The sequence below is a fragment of the Citrobacter sp. MGH105 genome, assembly GCF_001037485.2.
Lineage (GTDB): Bacteria > Pseudomonadota > Gammaproteobacteria > Enterobacterales > Enterobacteriaceae > Citrobacter > Citrobacter portucalensis.
Genome location: NZ_CP073048.1, coordinates 4,256,835 through 4,274,623 on the forward strand (window position 1 = coordinate 4,256,835; position 17,789 = coordinate 4,274,623).

Here is a 17,789-nt window from a genome sequence, read left to right on the forward strand (position 1 = left end):
GCAAAGTGTTTAAAAAATGTCTTCCGCTTTTACTGCTGTGCGCAGCGCCTGCCTTCGCTAAACCTGTACTGACCGTCTATACCTACGACTCGTTCGCCGCTGACTGGGGCCCTGGCCCGACAATCAAAAAAGCTTTTGAAGCTGACTGCAACTGCGAGCTAAAGCTGGTGGCGCTGGAAGATGGCGTCTCGCTGCTTAACCGCCTGCGCATGGAAGGAAAAAACAGCAAAGCCGACGTCGTGCTGGGTCTGGATAACAACCTGCTGGAAGCCGCCACACAAACCAAACTGTTTGCCAAAAGCGGTGTTCCAAGTGACGCCGTTAACGTACCCGGCGGCTGGAAAAATGACACCTTTGTTCCGTTTGATTACGGCTACTTCGCTTTTGTCTATGATAAAAACAAGCTGAAAAATCCGCCCAAAAGCCTGAAAGAACTGGTAGAGAGCGACCAAAAATGGCGCGTCATTTATCAGGATCCGCGCACCAGCACGCCGGGATTGGGTCTGTTGCTATGGATGCAGAAAGTCTATGGCGATAAAGCGCCAGAGGCATGGCAGAAACTGGCAGCCAAAACCGTCACCGTCACCAAGGGCTGGAGCGAAGCCTACGGCCTGTTCCTGAAAGGTGAAAGCGATCTGGTGCTCAGCTACACCACCTCTCCGGCCTATCACATCATCGCCGATAAAAAAGACAACTACGCCGCGGCCAACTTTAGCGAAGGCCACTATTTACAGGTGGAAGTCGCCGCCCGTACCGCAGCCAGCAAGCAGCCGGAACTGGCCGAGAAATTCCTGAAGTTTATGGTATCCCCGGCATTCCAGAATGCGATTCCGACCGGCAACTGGATGTATCCCGTGACGCAAGTCGCCCTACCGCCAGGATTCGAGCAACTGAATAAACCGGCCACCCCGCTGGAATTTACGCCGCAGCAGGTTGCGGCTCAACGTCAGGCATGGATTAGCGAATGGCAACGCGCCGTCAGCCGTTAATCCCCGGCTGGCTGGTTCCAGGGCTTACCGCCGCCACGCTGATGGTGGCCGTTGCCCTGGCCGCATTTTTGGCACTGTGGTTTAACGCCCCACAGGGAGAGTGGCTCTCGCTGTGGCAAGATGACTACCTGTGGCACGTGGTGCGCTTTTCTTTCTGGCAGGCTTTTTTATCCGCAGTGTTGTCGGTTGTCCCGGCGATTTTCCTTGCCAGAGCGCTCTATCGTCGTCGTTTTCCAGGACGTCTGGCGCTGCTGCGTCTGTGCGCAATGACGTTAATCCTGCCAGTGCTGGTCGCGGTATTCGGTATTCTTAGCGTCTACGGCCGCCAGGGTTGGCTGGCCTCGCTCTGGCATACATTCGGGCTGGAGTGGACGTTTTCGCCATATGGTTTGCAGGGCATTCTGCTGGCGCATGTCTTTTTCAATCTGCCGATGGCCAGCCGCCTGCTGTTACAGTCGCTGGAGAATATTCCCGGCGAACAGCGGCAGTTAGCCGCTCAGCTGGGTATGCGTGGCTGGCATTTCTTCCGTTTTGTTGAATGGCCGTGGCTGCGTCGTCAGATCCTGCCCGTCGCGGCACTCATCTTTATGCTGTGCTTCGCCAGCTTCGCCACCGTTCTGTCGCTGGGCGGCGGGCCACAGGCCACCACCATCGAGCTGGCTATCTACCAGGCGCTGAATTTTGATTACGATCCTGCCCGCGCAGCCATGCTGGCGTTGATCCAGATGGTTTGTTGTTTGGCGCTGGTGCTCCTCAGTCAACGTCTGAGCCGGGCGATTGCTCCCGGTGCTACCCTGGTACAAGGCTGGCGCGATCCCGACGATCGCCTGCACAGCCGACTGGCTGACGCAATCCTGATTATTCTTGCCCTGTTGCTGTTATTGCCGCCGTTGCTGGCGGTGATTATCGATGGCTTAAACCGCCATGTTCTGGATGTACTGATGCAGCCAGTGCTGTGGCAGGCGTTGGGAACCTCGCTGCGCATCGCATTAGCAGCAGGAGCGTTATGCGTCGTGCTCACTATGATGCTGTTATGGAGCAGTCGTGAACTCCGTGCCCGACAGCAGCTGCTGGCAGGTCAGATGCTGGAGTTGAGCGGCATGATGATCCTCGCCATGCCGGGCATCGTGCTGGCAACCGGCTTCTTTCTGCTGCTCAATAACACCATTGGTCTTCCTGAATCTGCCGACGGCATTGTCATTTTTACCAATGCGCTGATGGCGATCCCTTATGCACTGAAGGTACTGGAAAACCCAATGCGTGACGTCACTGCGCGCTACAGTATGTTGTGCCAGTCGTTGGGCATTGAGGGATGGTCGCGCCTGAAAGTGGTTGAACTGCGCGCCCTGAAGCGCCCGCTGGCGCAGGCGATGGCGTTTGCCTGCGTCCTGTCGATTGGCGATTTTGGCGTAGTGGCATTATTTGGTAATGAGGATTTCCGTACCCTGCCGTTTTATTTATATCAGCAGATTGGCTCTTATCGCAGTCAGGATGGCGCAGTTACGGCGTTATTACTGCTGATCCTGTGCTTTACGCTGTTTACCGTTATTGAGAAATTGCCGGGTCGAAATGTTAAAACTGATTGATATCACATGGCTGTATCACCATTTGCCTATGCGCTTTACGCTATCGGTCACGCGCGGTGAGCAAATAGCTGTACTCGGGCCCAGCGGCGCCGGGAAAAGTACGCTGCTGAATCTGATTGCCGGCTTTCTCACGCCTGCCAGCGGTACCATGATGATTGACGGTGAAGATCACACCACCACGCCGCCCTCACGCCGTCCTGTTTCCATGTTGTTTCAGGAAAATAACCTGTTCAGCCATCTGAGCGTACAGCAAAACATCGGCCTGGGCCTGAATCCGGGATTGAAGCTGAACACATCGCAGCGGGAGAAAATGCACCACATCGCTCAACAAATGGGACTCGACTCTCTGCTGGAACGCCTCCCCGGTGAGCTTTCCGGCGGGCAGCGGCAGCGCGTGGCGCTGGCGCGTTGTCTGGTGCGGGAACAACCTATTTTACTGCTTGATGAACCGTTCTCAGCGCTCGATCCCGCGCTGCGCCAGGAGATGCTAACGCTGGTCGCCGAAGTCTGTCGCGAGAAGCAGCTGACGTTGCTGATGGTTTCTCACAGCGTAGAAGATGCCGCGCGAATTGCGTCCCGCTCGATTGTGGTCGCCGATGGGCGCATCGCGTGGCAGGGCAAAACGGACGATCTGTTAAGCGGCAACGCCAGCGCCTCGGCGCTATTGGGCATTAAAGCATAATGCGTTGCCGGATGACGGCGTGAACGCATTATCCGGCCTGTAGGTCGCACATTTTGTAGGCCGGATAAGGCAAAGCCGCCATCCGGCAAAGGTGTCGTCAGTAACCCACCACTTTGCGCAGAATGTCGATATACACCGGCATCAGCGGATGGCGCAGTAACGCCACCAGCGCGACCACGCCGATCCCGAGCGTCAACGGCGCCAGATACAGCAAACGGCTGCGGGGGAAATACGCCGTTAAGCGATCAACAGCCGCTTTGCCACTGCGCCACAGCCGCCAGCAAAACCACCCGCCCACCCAGAGCAACACCGCCGTCGCCAGCAGCAACCATTTAAAATCCCCGCTCTGCATATCAGAAGGGATATCAATTGCCGCTCCCGCCAGGATCCCCGGCAGGAAGTAGAACGGTGGCCACAGCACGCAGCCAATAATATTCGGGACGATAAATTTAGCGACAGGCAGATCCAGCATGCCTGCTACCATCGGCACCAGCGGGCGCGTCGGTCCGACAAAACGCCCCACCAGAATAGTAAACATGCTGTGCTGATGCAGGGCGTGCTCGGTTTTATCCAGCAACGCTTTGTTCTTTTTCATGAACGACCAACGGTGCAATGGCTTTTTAAAGCGCCAGCCCAACCAGAAGGAGATCCAGTCCCCCAACAGGCAGCCGACAATGCCCGCAAGCCAGGCATGCCAGAAGTTCAGTTCGCCGCTGCCAATCAGCGCGCCCAACCCCGCCATCATCACGGTCCCGGGCAGAATCAGACCAACCAGCGCCAACGACTCCAAAAAAGCCACCAGAAGTACGGCGATCAGAGAGTACAGGGCGGACTGGAGAATAAAGTGTTCCAGCAATGCTTGCATAATGTGTCCGTCAAATTTACGAAGCAGGGATTTTGATAACCCCTCTCAACTTCGTCAAGCCATCAATTGTCTGAATAGATTGCGAGTTATGACAACTTTCAGGATACATCATTCACTTTTTATTCACATCCAGCACGAAACTCGCTCGGACTGGCACCGGTACATTTTTTGAAAACACGAGAGAAATAGAGCTGGTCGTCAAAGCCAACATTGCGACCTACGGTGGCGATAGGCATACGTGTGGTACTCAGCAGCAGCTTCGCCTGGCTGATGCGCTGGTCCTCGCGCCAGCTTAATACACTGATACCCAACTGCTGACGGAACAGATGCGACAAACGGGAAGGCGACAGGCAGACATGCTGTGCGACGCTGGCAATATCAAAATTGCTGTCCGCCAGATGATCGCTAATGTACTGGCAGGCATCGCGAACGCGGTTGTCCATGGGCGGGTGTAGCGATTCATTGATGGCTTCCATACGTCGGAGCAACAACTGCTCCAGTAAATTAATCGCCAGCAGTTCAGAATAACGACCTTCTCCCTGCCCGGCGTTAATTATTTGCCCAAACAGCTCGTTAAAATGCGGCTGATGTGCTTCATCCGGGCGGAAAAAACCGGTCTGGCCAAAAATGGCCGGCCAGGTCAGCCACTCCTGCCAGTAGGCGCGCGGGCGAAAGTAAACCCACTGGTGATACCACTCGCTGGCATCAGGATGGCGCCCGTAGTGGTGAATTTCTCCGGGTGGAAACAACAGAATATCGCCAGGCCGGCAGACAAACTGCTTGCCCTGATTATTGATAACCCCTTCGCCACGGATGGTGAGATTGAGGATATAACCCTTCATACCCAGCGGCCTGTCGATAAAAAAATCCAGGTATCCGTTCGCCTCAATGGGGGTTAATCCGGCCACCAAATGCGCGTTAAACGAATAACCTGGCAACAGGGGATCGTTTTGCGTTTCAGCCATAATTTCAATACTCCCTATGTCCTGCCAAGAAACAATTTGTCCATATTACGCCAGACATCATCGCTGTCGCCCCTGCGGGCCGCTGTATTTGCGGCAATGGACCACCAACCCCGCTTGTGAAAAGCTCTTTGTAAAAAACATGTACTACGCCAACGTCAAAATCGGCTAACAAAAGTGTCTATAACTACGGCAGAAATGTCCACATTGATTATTTGCACAGCGTCACACTTTGTGATGTCACAGCATTTTAGTCCATAAGATTAGCGGATCCTGCCTGACGGTTTTTATCGCTACTCACTACTGTTTATCCATACCCGTATTTTTGGATGGAGTAAGACGATGGCGATTGCAATTGGCCTCGATTTTGGTAGTGATTCAGTACGCGCTTTGGCGGTGGAATGTGCCACCGGCGAAGAGATCGCCACCAGCGTTGAGTGGTACCCACGTTGGCAGGAAGGGCAGTATTGCGATGGCCCAAACAACCAGTTTCGCCATCATCCGCGCGACTACATTGAGTCCATGGAAGCGGCGCTGAAAACCGTACTGGCCGAACTGAGCGCTGAGCAACGCGCGGAAGTGGTCGGGATTGGCGTTGACAGTACCGGCTCAACCCCGGCACCCATCGATGCAGACGGTAATGTACTGGCGCTGCGTCCGGAGTTCGCGGAAAACCCGAATGCGATGTTTGTCCTGTGGAAAGATCACACCTCAGTAGAAGAAGCCGAAGAAATCACCCGCCTGTGCCATACACCGGGCAAGATCGATTACTCCCGCTATATCGGCGGCATTTATTCCAGCGAATGGTTCTGGGCCAAAATCCTGCATGTCACTCGTCAGGACCACGCAGTTGCCGAGGCTGCGGTTTCGTGGATTGAGCTATGCGACTGGGTTCCGGCCCTGCTCTCCAACACCGTACGCCCACAGGATATTCGTCGCGGTCGCTGCAGCGCCGGGCATAAATCTCTATGGCATGAAAGCTGGGGTGGTCTGCCGCCAGCCAGTTTCTTTGACGAACTCGACCCCATCCTCAACCGCCATCTGCAATACCCAATGTTTACCGATACCTTCACCGCAGATCTGCCGGTTGGCACCCTGTGCACCGAGTGGGCACAGCGCCTGGGACTACCGGAAAGTGTGGTAATTGCAGGCGGTGCTTTTGACTGCCATATGGGCGCGGTCGGCGCAGGTGCACAGCCTAACACGCTGGTGAAAGTCATCGGCACGTCAACCTGCGACATTCTGATTGCCGACAAGCAAAGCGTTGGCGAGCGTGCGGTGAAAGGCATTTGCGGCCAGGTTGATGGCAGCGTGGTACCTAATTTTATTGGTCTCGAAGCTGGTCAGTCTGCATTCGGCGATATCTATGCCTGGTTTAGCCGCGTGCTGAGCTGGCCGCTGGAACAGCTTGCCGTACAGCATCCGGAACTGCAGACCCAGATTAAAGCCAGTCAAAAACAGCTGCTGCCTGCGCTCACCGAAGCCTGGGCGAAAAATCCGTCGCTGGATCACCTGCCGGTGGTGCTCGACTGGTTCAATGGTCGTCGTACGCCGAATGCCAACCAGCGTCTGAAAGGCGTCATTACCGACCTGAATCTGGCAACCGATGCACCAGCGCTGTTCGGTGGTCTGATTGCCGCCACGGCCTTTGGCGCACGCGCCATCATGGAATGCTTCACCGAACAAGGCATTGCGGTTAACAACGTGATGGCGCTTGGCGGTATCGCGCGCAAGAACCCGGTCATCATGCAGGCCTGCTGTGACGTGCTGAACCGTCCGCTACAGATTGTCGCTTCAGACCAGTGCTGCGCACTCGGTGCAGCTATCTTCGCCGCCGTTGCCGCGAAAGTACACGCCGATATCCCTGCCGCTCAGCAGCAGATGGCAAGCGCCGTGGAAAACACGCTGCAACCTCGCCCAGAGCAGGCTCAACGTTTTGAACAGCTTTACCGCCGCTATCAGCAGTGGGCAGTAAGCGCTGAACAGCAATACCTTCCGACTGCCGCTCCGGCGCAACAAGCCCCGGTAGACCTGGCAACCCTGACACATTAAGGACACGATAATGACGATTTTTGATAACTATGAAGTGTGGTTTGTGATTGGTAGCCAGCATCTGTATGGCCCTGAAACCCTGCGTCAGGTAACCCAACATGCCGAGCACGTCGTTAACGCACTGAATACTGAAGCCAAACTGCCCTGCAAGCTGGTATTAAAACCGCTGGGCACTTCCCCTGATGAGATTACCGCTATCTGTCATGACGCGAATTACGACGATCGCTGTGCAGGGATGGTGGTCTGGCTGCATACCTTCTCTCCGGCCAAAATGTGGATTAACGGCCTGACTATTCTCAACAAGCCGCTAATGCAGTTCCACACCCAGTTCAATGCCGCCCTGCCGTGGGACAGCATTGATATGGACTTTATGAACCTGAACCAGACTGCGCACGGCGGTCGTGAGTTCGGCTTCATCGGCGCGCGTATGCGTCAGCAGCATGCCGTGGTCACCGGCCACTGGCAGGATAAACAAGCGCACGAACGCATTGGCTCCTGGATGCGCCAGGCCGTGTCCAAACAAGATACCCGCCACCTGAAAGTCTGCCGTTTTGGCGACAACATGCGTGAAGTTGCGGTCACCGATGGCGATAAAGTCGCTGCGCAGATCAAGTTCGGCTTCTCGGTAAACACCTGGGCCGTGGGCGATCTGGTGCAGGTAGTGAACGCAATTAGCGACGGTGAAATCAACGCGCTAATCGATGAGTACGAAAGCACCTATACCATGACGGCGGTGACGCAAGTCCACGGTGAAAAACGTCAGAATGTCCTGGAAGCGGCCCGTATTGAACTGGGGATGAAGCGCTTCCTGGAACAGGGCGGATTCCACGCCTTCACCACCACATTTGAAGATTTACACGGCCTGAAACAGCTCCCTGGTCTGGCCGTACAGCGTCTGATGCAGCAAGGCTACGGCTTTGCGGGCGAAGGCGACTGGAAAACCGCCGCTCTGCTTCGCATCATGAAGGTGATGTCAACCGGTCTGCAGGGCGGCACCTCATTTATGGAGGATTACACCTACCACTTCGAGAAAGGCAACGATCTGGTGCTCGGCTCGCACATGCTGGAAGTGTGCCCGTCCATCGCGGTGGAAGAGAAACCGATCCTCGACGTACAGCACCTCGGCATTGGTGGTAAAGACGATCCTGCCCGTCTGATCTTCAACACCAAAACCGGCCCGGCAGTGGTTGCCAGCCTGATCGATCTCGGCGATCGCTATCGCCTGCTGGTTAACTGCATCGACACGGTACAAACGCCGCACTCCCTGCCAAAACTGCCTGTCGCTAACGCGCTGTGGAAAGCTCAACCGGATCTGCCAACCGCTTCTGAAGCCTGGATCCTCGCCGGTGGCGCGCACCACACCGTGTTCAGCCACGCACTGGATCTGAACGATATGCGCCAGTTCGCTGAAATGCACGATATCGAGATCGCAGTGATCGATAACGATACCCGCCTGCCGGCCTTTAAGGACGCGCTGCGCTGGAACGAAGTGTATTACGGGTTCAAACGTTAATTGGTGAAACGGATTGCCCGGTGGCATTTCATTTACCGGGCCTACAAATTACGTAGGCCGGATAAGCGAAGCGCCATCCGGCATTCAGGAGTTAACATGCTAGAAGATCTTAAACGTCAGGTACTGGAAGCGAATCTGGCGCTGCCAAAGCACAACCTGGTGACGCTGACCTGGGGAAACGTTAGCGCCGTCGATCGCGAGCGCGGCGTGTTTGTGATTAAACCTTCGGGAGTCGATTACAGCGTAATGACCGCCGACGATATGGTGGTAGTCAGTATCGCCACGGGTGAAGTTGTAGAAGGTACGAAGAAACCTTCCTCAGATACCCCAACACACCGTTTGCTGTATCAGGCATTCCCGACCATTGGCGGCATTGTTCACACCCATTCGCGTCATGCAACCATCTGGGCGCAGGCGGGTCAGTCGATTCCTGCAACGGGGACCACCCATGCGGACTATTTCTACGGTTCGATTCCCTGCACACGCAAAATGACCGACGAAGAAATCAATGGCGAATATGAATGGGAAACCGGTAACGTAATCGTTGAAACCTTTGAAAAACAAGGTATTGATGCCGCACAGATGCCTGGCGTGCTGGTGCACTCTCACGGTCCATTTGCCTGGGGAAAAAATGCCGAAGATGCGGTGCATAACGCCATCGTGCTGGAAGAAGTAGCCTATATGGGGATTTTCTGCCGCCAGCTCGCGCCGCAATTACCGGATATGCAGCAAACCCTGCTAGATAAACACTACCTGCGCAAACACGGTGCAAAAGCGTATTACGGGCAGTAAAAGAAATAAGCGCGCAGATAATCTACGCGCTCCTTTATAGTTATTCGCTATAATATTCGGCGAATGAACCTTGGTATACACAATCATTTGAACAGATATAATCAATTACATTATCATAGTGTCCATGAGCCTTATTTCCTTCCAGACAATGGAAAAAGATATAATCTGTAATCGTCGCCTGCCACTTCTGCCCGTTCAGCAGATAATTAATCACTGTATCTTTGTGTCCCTTACTTTTGTCATTACCCTGCCAGTGAAAAAAAGCGCTACCATTTTCAATAATTTCAGCATTCCACAACTTACCGTCCCATGTTTTATATAAAATATACTTGCTCACAGTTTTAATCGCTGGATTAGAAATCATTGTGTTAACAAACATATAGTTCTGATATTTAATGCCAAGCTGATGTTTGGAAAGAACGTTCATAAAAACTCCATTTTTTCAAAATTAATATTAAAAGGACAAAAAATGCACAAGCCATCGACAAAATAAAATTATATTCACAGAGAATTTCCCGACAAAATTGAATTGAAACTGCTTAGTTAGAACAATAACAACCCCATTTAAATATATTATATTTAAGATAATGACCAAAACATTTCGAATGAAAGTTTTACACTAACAGCTAATAAAAACAAATAAAAATATAATTTTTTTACTAATCCGAGAAATATGTAGCAAAATCAAATGAGCACTATTCCTAAAAAATAGAAAAAGTATGAAAACGAACTTGCAATTAACAATTAAAACATAAACAACGTAATTAATGGAAACTAATGTACAAATACCAGCTATAACATATCTATCTGTAGCCTATCAAAGCTATTTTATTCATATATTGCATATGAAGATAACATTGTCAGGTAGGAATAATTATTTTACTCAGGAAAGCGTATTACGGGCAGTAACCTCTTCTGAGCATGACAACTGTATAAAATCACAGCTAATCTATCAGAACCAGGCTATAATAATGCCTGGTTTTTTGACGGATACGCAGCGTGGCGCAAGCAGGTTTTATTTTAACCCGGCACTGGCGGGACACCCCGCAGGGAACTGAGGTCTCATTCTGGCTGGCTACAGACGATGGGCCGCTGCAGGTCACGCTCGCGCCTCAGGAGTCGGTCGCGTTTATTCCCACCAGTCAGGTTCCTCGCGTAATGTCATTATTACGCACTGAAAACGGCTATCGCCTGAAATCGCTGCAATTGCAAGACTTCCACCGCCAGCCTGTTTCCGGACTGTATTGCCGCTCACATCGCCAGCTCATGCGATTGGAAAAACTGCTGCGCGAAAACGCAGTCACCGTCTATGAGGGCGACGTACGCCCACCTGAGCGGTATCTGATGGAGCGCTTTATCACCTCCCCAGTTTGGGTCGAAGGCGACAGACATAATGACATGCTGCTGAATGCCCGCCTGAAGCCGAACCCTGACTATCGACCACCGCTAAAATGGGTATCGCTGGATATTGAAACCACGCGCCACGGCGAACTCTATTGCATCGGTCTTGAAGGCTGTGGGCAGCGTATTGTCTACATGCTCGGCCCGCCAAACGGCGACGCCTCTACGCTTGATTTTGAACTTGAGTACGTAGCAAGCCGCCCGCAGTTGCTGGAAAAACTCAATGACTGGATTGCCCGTCACGATCCTGATGTGATAATCGGCTGGAACGTCGTGCAATTCGATTTACGCGTCCTGCAAAAGCACGCCGAACGTTACCGCATTCCCCTGCGTTTTGGTCGTGATAATAGCGAACTGGAGTGGCGCGAGCATGGCTTCAAAAACGGCGTGTTCTTCGCGCAGGCCAAAGGTCGTCTGATCATTGACGGCATTGAAGCGCTCAAATCCGCCTTCTGGAATTTCTCGTCATTCTCGCTGGAAACGGTGTCACAGGAGCTGCTGGGCGAAGGGAAGTCGATTGATAATCCGTGGGACAGAATGGACGAAATTGACCGTCGGTTTGCCCAGGATAAACCCGCGCTCGCCACCTACAATCTCAAAGACTGTGAGCTGGTCACGCGCATTTTTCATAAAACCGAGATCATGCCATTTCTGCTGGAGCGCTCGACGGTCAACGGTCTGCCGGTCGACCGTCACGGTGGTTCGGTTGCCGCCTTCGGCCACCTCTACCTTCCGCGCATGCACCGGGCGGGTTATGTGGCGCCGAATCTCGGTGAAGTCCCCGCGCACGCCAGTCCCGGCGGCTATGTGATGGACTCGCGCCCAGGCTTATACGACTCCGTACTGGTGCTGGATTACAAAAGCCTGTACCCCTCAATAATTCGTACTTTTTTAATCGATCCGGTGGGGCTTATCGAAGGGATGGCGCAGCCGGATCCGGAACACAGCACCGAAGGTTTCCTTGACGCCTGGTTTTCACGCGAAAAGCACTGCCTGCCGGAAATCGTTACTCAGATCTGGCACGGGCGCGAAGAAGCAAAACGCCGCGGCAATAAGCCACTCTCGCAGGCGTTGAAAATCATCATGAACGCATTTTACGGCGTGCTGGGCACCACCGCCTGTCGCTTTTTCGACCCGAGACTGGCCTCGTCCATTACCATGCGCGGCCATGCGATCATGCGCCAGACCAAAGCGTTAATTGAGGCTCAGGGTTACGATGTCATTTATGGCGATACCGATTCCACCTTTGTCTGGCTGAAAAAGGCGCACTCAGAAGACGATGCAGCCCGAATTGGTCGGGAACTGGTGAGCTATGTCAACACCTGGTGGGCGCAATCGCTGAAGCAACAAAATCTGACCAGCGCGCTGGAGCTGGAATTTGAAACCCATTTTTGTCGCTTTCTGATGCCGACCATTCGCGGTGCAGATACCGGCAGTAAAAAACGCTATGCGGGGATGATTCAGGACGGTGCAGAGCAACGTATGGTGTTTAAGGGACTGGAAACGGTACGAACCGACTGGACGCCGCTGGCCCAACAGTTTCAGCAGGAGCTATACCTGCGAATTTTTCGTAACGAACCTTATCAGGAGTTTGTTCGTGAGACTATTGACCGTCTGATGGCCGGTGAAATGGATGAACAACTGGTGTACCGCAAGCGCCTGCGCCGCCCGTTAAGCGAATACCAGCGAAATGTTCCACCACACGTTCGTGCCGCGCGACTCGCCGATGAGCAGAATGTAAAGCTGGGGCGTCCACCGCAGTATCAGAATCGCGGAACCATAAAATATGTCTGGACGGTCAATGGCCCAGAACCTGTTGATTATCAGCTATCTGTGCTCGATTACGAGCATTATCTGACCCGCCAGATCCAACCCGTTGCCGAGGGAATTCTTCCCTTTATTGACGATAATTTTGCTACACTACTCACAGGACAACTGGGGTTATTTTGACGCGTGACGAAACCGCCGCCATCCAGTACCATAGCGCCCTTTCCATTCCTGGACCCATTTAACACCACTACCACTGATTTATTAGCCTGGTAGCGGGGTCGTATGCTCTCAATAACGGGGATTAGCCCGGAAAATGACGAGTATTGCCTGCAATTAAAGATATAGAGCCGAACATATATGCCTTTTACACTTGGTCAACGCTGGATCAGCGATACAGAAAGCGAATTGGGACTTGGTACTGTTGTCGCCATGGATGCGCGAACCGTCACTTTACTTTTCTCATCGACGGGCGAAAACCGTCTGTATGCGCGCAGTGATTCCCCCGTGACCCGCGTGATGTTCAATCCTGGCGATACGATAACAAGCCATGAAGGCTGGCAACTGCATGTCGATGAAGTAAAAGAAGAAAACGGCCTGCTTGCCTATATCGGAACCCGCCTGGATACCGAAGAAACCGGTGTCATGCTGCGTGAAGTACTGCTCGACAGCAAACTGGTATTCAGCAAACCACAAGATCGCCTGTTTGCCGGCCAGATTGACCGCATGGATCGCTTTGCTCTGCGCTATCGCGCCCGTAAATTTCAGAGCGAACAATACCGTATGCCGTGGAGTGGTTTGCGTGGCCAACGTACCAGCCTGATTCCTCACCAGCTGAACATTGCCCATGATGTTGGCCGTCGTCATGCTCCTCGCGTTTTACTGGCAGACGAAGTGGGTTTAGGTAAAACCATTGAAGCCGGGATGATCCTGCATCAGCAACTGCTGTCCGGCGCTGCAGAGCGCGTGCTGATCATCGTCCCTGAGACATTACAGCACCAGTGGCTGGTCGAAATGCTGCGCCGCTTCAACCTGCGTTTTGCACTGTTTGATGATGAGCGTTATGCAGAAGCGCAGCACGACGCCTACAACCCGTTTGAAACCGAACAACTGGTCATCTGCTCGCTGGACTTTGCCCGTCGTAATAAACAACGTCTGGAGCACCTGTGTGACGCCGAGTGGGATCTGCTGATTGTCGATGAAGCCCATCACCTGGTGTGGAGCGAAGACGCGCCCAGCCGCGAATATATGGCCATTGAACAACTGGCTGAACGTGTGCCGGGCATCCTGCTGCTAACCGCTACACCGGAGCAGCTGGGCATGGAAAGTCACTTTGCACGCCTGCGCCTGCTGGACCCGAGCCGTTTCCACGATTTCGCCCAGTTTGTTGAAGAGCAAAAAAATTATCGTCCGGTCGCCGACGCCGTCGCCATGCTGCTGGCAGGCAACAAGCTGAGTAACAATGAGCTGAACATGTTAGGCGACATGATTGGCGAGCAGGACATTGAGCCGCTATTGCAGGCGGCAAACAGCGACAGCGAAGACGCCCAGAGCGCGCGTCAGGAGCTGGTTTCGATGCTGATGGACCGCCATGGCACCAGCCGTGTGCTGTTCCGTAACACCCGTAACGGTGTAAAAGGCTTCCCGAAACGCGAGCTGCATACCATCAAGCTGCCGCTGCCGACCCAATACCAGACGGCGATTAAAGTCTCCGGCATTATGGGCGCGCGTAAAAGTGCGGAAGACCGGGCGCGCGACATGCTCTACCCGGAACAGATTTATCAGGAATTCGAAGGCGATACCGGCACCTGGTGGAACTTTGACCCGCGCGTGGAATGGCTGATGGGCTACCTGACCAGCCACCGCTCGCAAAAAGTGCTGGTTATCTGCGCGAAAGCCACTACCGCGCTTCAGCTGGAACAGGTTCTGCGCGAGCGCGAAGGTATCCGCGCTGCCGTATTCCATGAAGGGATGTCGATCATTGAACGTGACCGCGCCGCGGCCTGGTTTAGCGAAGAAGATAGCGGCGCCCAGGTAATGCTGTGTTCTGAAATCGGCTCCGAAGGGCGTAACTTCCAGTTCGCCAGCAATCTGGTGATGTTTGACCTGCCGTTCAACCCGGATCTGCTGGAACAGCGTATTGGCCGTCTTGACCGTATTGGTCAGGCGCATGATATTCAGATTCACGTTCCGTACCTGGAAAAAACCGCGCAATCCGTGCTGGTGCGCTGGTACCACGAAGGTCTGGACGCGTTCGAACACACCTGCCCGACCGGCCGTACCATCTATGACACGGTCTATAACAATCTGATCGGCTACCTGGCTGAACCAGAAAATACCGAGGGCTTTGACGATCTGATCAAAACCTGCCGCGAACAGCATGACGCGCTGAAAGCACAGCTGGAGCAAGGTCGCGATCGCCTGCTGGAGATCCACTCTAACGGCGGCGAAAAAGCACTGGCGCTGGCTGAGAGTATTGAAGAACAGGACGACGATACCAGCCTGATCGCCTTCGCCATGAATCTGTTTGATATCGTCGGTATTAATCAGGATGACCGTGGCGACAATTTGATCGTACTGACGCCGTCCGATCATATGCTGGTGCCGGATTTCCCTGGGCTGCCGGAAGATGGCTGCACCATTACGTTCGAGCGCGATGTCGCCCTGTCGCGTGAAGATGCCCAGTTTATTACCTGGGAGCATCCGCTGATCCGCAATGGTCTGGATCTGATCCTCTCCGGCGACACCGGAAGCAGCACTATTTCGTTGTTGAAAAACAAAGCATTACCTGTTGGTACACTGCTGGTTGAGCTGGTCTATGTTGTTGAAGCGCAAGCGCCGAAACAACTGCAGCTAAACCGCTTCCTGCCACCAACGCCGGTACGCATGCTGCTGGATAAAAACGGCAATAACCTTGCTGCACAGGTTGAGTTCGAAACCTTTAACCGTCAGCTCAGCGCCGTTAACCGCCACACCGGCAGCAAACTGGTCAACGCCGTGCAGCAGGATGTTCATGCCATTCTGCAACTCGGTGAAGCGCAGGTGGAAAAATCAGCCCGCGCGCTGATCGACGCAGCGCGTAAAGAAGCTGACGAGAATCTGACGGCAGAACTTTCCCGTCTCGAAGCGCTGCGTGCCGTTAACCCGAACATCCGTGATGACGAACTTAGCGCAATTGAAAGCAACCGTCAGCAGGTGATGGAAAGCCTGGATCAGGCGGGCTGGCGTCTCGATGCCCTGCGCCTGATCGTCGTGACGCATCAGTAACGGAGCCATACATGGGGATGGAAAACTACAATCCGCCGCAGGAACCCTGGCTGGTCATTCTGTATCAGGATGACCACATTATGGTGGTCAACAAGCCGAGCGGCTTGTTGTCTGTGCCAGGTCGTCTGGATGAGCACAAAGACAGCGTGATGACGCGTATTCAGCGCGATTATCCGCAGGCTGAATCCGTGCATCGTCTGGATATGGCAACCAGCGGCGTGATTGTAGTCGCGCTAACCAAAGCGGCAGAGCGCGAGCTAAAACGCCAGTTTCGCGAGCGCGAACCGAAAAAACAGTATGTCGCACGCGTCTGGGGGCATCCTGCTCCGGCCGAGGGTCTGGTTGATTTACCGCTGATTTGCGACTGGCCAAACAGGCCAAAGCAAAAAGTGTGTTATGAGACCGGGAAATCGGCGCAGACCGAGTATGAAGTTGTGGAGTTCGCGGCGGATAACACCGCCCGGGTCGTGCTCAAACCCATTACCGGACGCTCCCACCAGCTGCGTGTGCATATGCTGGCTTTAGGGCATCCTATCCTGGGCGACCGCTTCTATGCTCCGCCGGAAGCTCTGGCGTTAGCGCCGCGCCTGTTGCTGCATGCAGAGATGTTAACCATCACGCATCCCGAATACGGCAACAGTATGACGTTTAAAGTCCCGGCAGATTTTTAAATTCTGAGCCAATTTATGCCGGGGGCGCTTCGCTTGCCCGGCCTACATTCATTAACGTAGGCCGGATAAGGCGCTAGCCGCATCCGGCAATTTAATCACTTGAATCCTTTTTGATCCTTAATCAGCTCGTAAGCTTTTTGGATTTCCTGCGCTTTTTGCTTCGCCATTTCCATCATCTCTGGCGGCAGACCTTTCGCAACCAGTTTGTCCGGATGGTGCTCGCTCATCAGCTTACGGTAAGCGCGCTTGATGGTGGTCGCATCGTCGGTCGTTTTCACACCCAGCACATTACAGGCGTCTTCCAGCGTCGGGCCGCGTTGCGCCTGCTGCCAGCCACCGCCGCCAGACTGCTGCTGATATCCGCCGCCAAACTGTGCGCCGCCCTGCATCATGCGCAGGAACTGATCAAATTGGGTGCGTGAGATCCCCAACTCTTCAGCAATCACATACAGCACTTCACGTTCGTTAGGATGCAACGACCCATCGGCAAATGCCGCCTGGATCTGAATCTCCAGAAACATGCGGATCAGATCGAATCGACCAAAACAGACGCTGCGAAACTGACGCATCTTTTCACGTAATGGGTAATTATCCGATTTTCCTACCCGGAAGGCATGTTGTGCTGCCGTTCGCGAGTCACCGTGCAAATTCATCCGATCCATCAACTGGCTGGCGATATGTATATCGGCTTCCGTGACGCGACCTTTGGATTTGGTCAGATGTCCCATCACCTCAAAAGTGGTGGCAAAAAACAGCGCCTGGCGTTCACGTTGGTTGGCAAACCACGCCATTTTGCGCATGCGGGCTTTGTCGAACATGTGGCCAACTAACAGCCCCAGAACCACACCCCAGAAGCCGCCGCCCATCATTAGGGCCACGGCTACACCAATTATCTTTCCCCAATACTGCATAGACTCCCCAAATCTTTCCGCTCTCAGCCAGGCTATGTCCCACAATATAAGGTGCTTTTACCGATTTACGGCTGCGGTCAATTGTGGGACATCGCCTATAATTTGCATTATCATACCTGTCATTCAATGCCGTGCCTAACACCACAAACGCTATACCCGTTGGATTTCGAGTTGCAGCAAGGCGGCAACGTAGTGAGTCCCCTGGAGCTTACCCATGTAAGTGACTGGGGTGAACGAGGAAGACAACGAAGATGCAGCTTGAAAGGTGGCGGGTATAAAATGGGCAGGATTAATACTAGCGAAGTGAAGATGAGATAAGTTAGGCTGTGAC

Annotated in this window: 13 protein-coding genes; 9 read left to right on the forward strand and 4 right to left on the reverse strand. The window is 53.6% G+C overall.

The features are described 5' to 3' along the window. The first annotated feature begins 5 nt into the window (after positions 1–5). From thiB to thiQ, 3 genes are read left to right on the forward strand one after another with little or no spacing between them, the layout of a single operon-like run. Positions 6–989, forward strand: coding sequence for a thiamine ABC transporter substrate binding subunit (gene thiB / locus SK35_RS20470; RefSeq protein WP_048214951.1), 984 nt, complete (start codon positions 6–8; stop codon positions 987–989). After that, complete coding sequence (thiP, locus tag SK35_RS20475) at positions 965–2,575, forward strand: thiamine/thiamine pyrophosphate ABC transporter permease ThiP (RefSeq protein ID WP_048214952.1); 1,611 nt, start codon at positions 965–967, stop codon at positions 2,573–2,575. Before thiB ends, thiP begins: the two co-directional genes overlap by 25 nt. Continuing rightward, positions 2,559–3,257: a thiamine ABC transporter ATP-binding protein ThiQ gene (thiQ, locus tag SK35_RS20480; RefSeq protein WP_032942352.1), complete on the forward strand. Its 699-nt coding sequence runs from the start codon at positions 2,559–2,561 to the stop codon at positions 3,255–3,257. The genes thiP and thiQ overlap by 17 nt, the downstream gene beginning before the upstream one ends. 97 nt (positions 3,258–3,354) lie before the next feature. Here the strand turns inward: thiQ and SK35_RS20485 are convergent, their stop codons facing one another. Together SK35_RS20485 and araC are read right to left on the reverse strand one after the other, a co-directional pair. Next, positions 3,355–4,122 (reverse strand): DedA family protein, encoded by a 768-nt coding sequence (locus SK35_RS20485; RefSeq protein ID WP_003829584.1) that lies wholly within the window; start codon positions 4,120–4,122, stop codon positions 3,355–3,357. A gap of 119 nt (positions 4,123–4,241) precedes the next feature. Next, complete coding sequence (gene araC / locus SK35_RS20490; RefSeq protein WP_003829586.1) at positions 4,242–5,087, reverse strand: arabinose operon transcriptional regulator AraC; 846 nt, start codon at positions 5,085–5,087, stop codon at positions 4,242–4,244. A 339-nt stretch (positions 5,088–5,426) separates the two neighbouring features. Here araC and araB point away from each other — a divergent pair, with 339 nt between their 5' ends. The 3 genes from araB (at position 5,427) to araD (ending at position 9,441) form a co-directional block, all read left to right on the forward strand. Next, positions 5,427–7,136, forward strand: coding sequence for a ribulokinase (gene araB / locus SK35_RS20495; protein WP_048214953.1), 1,710 nt, complete (start codon positions 5,427–5,429; stop codon positions 7,134–7,136). 10 nt (positions 7,137–7,146) lie between these two features. Then, positions 7,147–8,649, forward strand: a complete 1,503-nt coding sequence (gene araA, locus SK35_RS20500; protein ID WP_048214954.1) for an L-arabinose isomerase — start codon at positions 7,147–7,149, stop codon at positions 8,647–8,649. 96 nt (positions 8,650–8,745) lie between these two features. Continuing rightward, positions 8,746–9,441, forward strand: coding sequence for an L-ribulose-5-phosphate 4-epimerase (gene araD / locus SK35_RS20505; protein ID WP_048214955.1), 696 nt, complete (start codon positions 8,746–8,748; stop codon positions 9,439–9,441). Between the two features lie 40 nt (positions 9,442–9,481). Here araD and SK35_RS20510 read toward each other — a convergent pair whose 3' ends face one another. Continuing rightward, entirely contained in the window at positions 9,482–9,868 is a 387-nt protein-coding gene (locus tag SK35_RS20510) for a DUF4751 family protein (RefSeq protein ID WP_048214956.1), read from the reverse strand. A gap of 572 nt (positions 9,869–10,440) precedes the next feature. Between SK35_RS20510 and polB the strand changes: the two genes are divergently transcribed. From polB to rluA, 3 genes are all read left to right on the forward strand, one after another. After that, entirely contained in the window at positions 10,441–12,792 is a 2,352-nt protein-coding gene (gene polB, locus SK35_RS20515) for a DNA polymerase II (protein WP_048214957.1), read from the forward strand. 177 nt (positions 12,793–12,969) lie between these two features. Next, positions 12,970–15,876: an RNA polymerase-associated protein RapA gene (gene rapA / locus SK35_RS20520; protein ID WP_048214958.1), complete on the forward strand. Its 2,907-nt coding sequence runs from the start codon at positions 12,970–12,972 to the stop codon at positions 15,874–15,876. 11 nt (positions 15,877–15,887) lie between these two features. After that, positions 15,888–16,547, forward strand: a complete 660-nt coding sequence (gene rluA / locus SK35_RS20525) for a bifunctional tRNA pseudouridine(32) synthase/23S rRNA pseudouridine(746) synthase RluA (RefSeq protein WP_008786174.1) — start codon at positions 15,888–15,890, stop codon at positions 16,545–16,547. A 95-nt stretch (positions 16,548–16,642) separates the two neighbouring features. Here rluA and djlA read toward each other — a convergent pair whose 3' ends face one another. Then, entirely contained in the window at positions 16,643–17,458 is an 816-nt protein-coding gene (djlA, locus tag SK35_RS20530) for a co-chaperone DjlA (protein ID WP_008786173.1), read from the reverse strand. Positions 17,459–17,789 lie beyond the last annotated feature (331 nt).

What these genes read in the sequence shown, in the direction of transcription:
- djlA (WP_008786173.1), bottom strand. Translation starts at nt 17,458, where the DNA reads ATGCAGTATTGGGGAAAGATAATTGGTGTAGCCGTGGCCCTAATGATG.
- araC (WP_003829586.1), bottom strand. Translation starts at nt 5,087, where the DNA reads ATGGCTGAAACGCAAAACGATCCCCTGTTGCCAGGTTATTCGTTTAAC.
- SK35_RS20485 (WP_003829584.1), bottom strand. Translation starts at nt 4,122, where the DNA reads ATGCAAGCATTGCTGGAACACTTTATTCTCCAGTCCGCCCTGTACTCT.
- rluA (WP_008786174.1), top strand. Translation starts at nt 15,888, where the DNA reads ATGGGGATGGAAAACTACAATCCGCCGCAGGAACCCTGGCTGGTCATT.
- araD (WP_048214955.1), top strand. Translation starts at nt 8,746, where the DNA reads ATGCTAGAAGATCTTAAACGTCAGGTACTGGAAGCGAATCTGGCGCTG.
- araB (WP_048214953.1), top strand. Translation starts at nt 5,427, where the DNA reads ATGGCGATTGCAATTGGCCTCGATTTTGGTAGTGATTCAGTACGCGCT.
- araA (WP_048214954.1), top strand. Translation starts at nt 7,147, where the DNA reads ATGACGATTTTTGATAACTATGAAGTGTGGTTTGTGATTGGTAGCCAG.
- thiP (WP_048214952.1), top strand. Translation starts at nt 965, where the DNA reads ATGGCAACGCGCCGTCAGCCGTTAATCCCCGGCTGGCTGGTTCCAGGG.
- SK35_RS20510 (WP_048214956.1), bottom strand. Translation starts at nt 9,868, where the DNA reads ATGAACGTTCTTTCCAAACATCAGCTTGGCATTAAATATCAGAACTAT.
- thiQ (WP_032942352.1), top strand. Translation starts at nt 2,559, where the DNA reads ATGTTAAAACTGATTGATATCACATGGCTGTATCACCATTTGCCTATG.
- rapA (WP_048214958.1), top strand. Translation starts at nt 12,970, where the DNA reads ATGCCTTTTACACTTGGTCAACGCTGGATCAGCGATACAGAAAGCGAA.